Raw genomic sequence first — 1,607 nt, 5'->3', positions numbered from 1 at the left:
GTAGAAAATGACTAGGAGGGAAGAATGCTTGCGACAAAAAGAGTGAATGGTGATTTGTTTTCAGGACTTATCACAGATGTGGATGAGGAAATCATGAATAGCGATCAAAATCGCCTTGATATTGATACTATTGTCATCCACCATAATGGTGGGCTGAGTGATGAGGGGGCTAGAAGTACTTGGTATGTCTCTACAGGTCATGGCACATCTGCTCACTATCAGGTGACTCCTGATAAGATATGGGGGTGTGTTGGTGAAGAGAGCGTTGCCTATCATGCTGGCAACTATGAAGTCAATCAGCGTTCGATTGGTATTGAACACTTAAATAACCGTGGGGAACCTGACTGGACTATTGCAGAGGAAACCTACAGGAACTCAGCACGTTTGATTGCAGATATTTGTAATCGTTATAATTTACCAATCAATCGTGAGACCATCCATCCTCACCAGGAATTTACAGCTACAGATTGCCCTGGTGGCATTGATCTAAATCGACTCATCCAGATGGCGGCTGAGATTCATGCTGGCGATAGTTTCCAAGTCTCAAAAGAGGAACAGCCTCGAGATGGGAATGGAGAGTATCTAGTGCGTGTGGTAGATGATGATCTCTACATCCGAACAGGCCCAGGTCTGGCTTATCCTGACCAAGGTTTTTGTCCTCTTGGGACTTTTACCATCATGCAGGTAGAAGAAGCAGATGGCTATACTTGGGGCTTGTTGAAGTCGGGTAGGGGCTGGATCGCACTAGACTATACAGAAGAAATCAAATAGAAAAAGGAAGGAAGAATGAATGAAACTAAAAAGTAAAGAAGAGCGCAAAGGGGAAAAGGTTTTTCGTTACTCAATAAGGAAGTACCACTTTGGTGCTGCCAGCGTTGCCGTTGCTGCGCTGATGTTTTTTGCCAACGGGACAGTACAGGCACAAACACCTGACATTTCTCCAGCGACAGAAAGCGGAACGACTAGAACCAGCGCCCTTGTAAGCGATTCCTCGGGGGGGGGTATCTGAAGAGCTAAGTGAAGAAACTCCTGATACAGACCCTAGTCAGCCAGAGCAACCTATCCAAGGCAATCGAGAAAACCAAGAGGCTTCAGATAAAAACAAGTCTCTAGTAAAAGATAGCGAAGAAGGCAAGGGAGAAAAACAAGCAGAAGAAGCAAGCCGTCCTACTGTAGATAAGTCACTTGCCGAGTCGGCACAAACCAGTCTGCAAGCTCTACTTGCCAATCTGACACTGGACTCAATGAAAGAACTTCACGCTCGTGTAGAAGCAGGTCTAGCACAAGCTAAAGCTGTTCTTGAAAATCCAAACTCCAGTCAAGAGGAAGTCAATGCCCAGGTTCAAAGCATGAGGGAGTTGACTGAGGAGGTCAACAAGGCTTTGGCAGGTGGACTCACATCCCCAGCTGACCTCGGAGAAGGAAGTGGTGCGACTCAGAGCGAACCAAGCCCAACTCCTAGACGAGGACGAGGTCGTAGGGGGCAACTAACCCCTCCTGCCACACCGACACCAGCAGAAAATCAAGAAACCAAGGAAACAGCGGAGGAAATTACAGACTACACAAATGGTCAGGGGAGCTATCCTCTATCGGACAAAATCCATAAA

Annotated in this window: 2 protein-coding genes and 1 pseudogene; all 3 read left to right on the top strand. The window is 46.7% G+C overall.

Going from position 1 to position 1,607, the window contains the following annotated elements; all coding sequences use genetic code 11:
• The first annotated feature begins 24 nt into the window (after nt 1–24).
• A complete protein-coding gene (locus WKI42_RS10315; RefSeq protein WP_368081875.1) occupies nt 25–771 on the top strand; it encodes a peptidoglycan recognition family protein in 747 nt (248 codons plus the stop codon).
• Between the two features lie 19 nt (nt 772–790).
• On the top strand, nt 791–1,009 hold the full coding sequence (locus WKI42_RS10310; protein WP_014017271.1) for a YSIRK-type signal peptide-containing protein: 219 nt from the start codon (nt 791–793) through the stop codon (nt 1,007–1,009).
• 235 nt (nt 1,010–1,244) lie between these two features.
• Nucleotides 1,245–1,607: pseudogene (locus tag WKI42_RS10305) on the top strand (DUF1542 domain-containing protein); the annotation flags it as partial.

This window comes from Streptococcus pseudopneumoniae (assembly GCF_038148935.1).
Lineage (GTDB): Bacteria > Bacillota > Bacilli > Lactobacillales > Streptococcaceae > Streptococcus > Streptococcus pseudopneumoniae_U.
The sequence above is the reverse complement of the archived record's forward strand: the minus strand, read 5'-3'. Positions and strand labels throughout refer to the sequence as shown.

Excerpts from the sequence above, each read along its gene's own strand:
- WKI42_RS10315 (WP_368081875.1), top strand. The coding sequence starts at position 25 with ATGCTTGCGACAAAAAGAGTGAATGGTGATTTGTTTTCAGGACTTATC.
- WKI42_RS10310 (WP_014017271.1), top strand. The coding sequence starts at position 791 with ATGAAACTAAAAAGTAAAGAAGAGCGCAAAGGGGAAAAGGTTTTTCGT.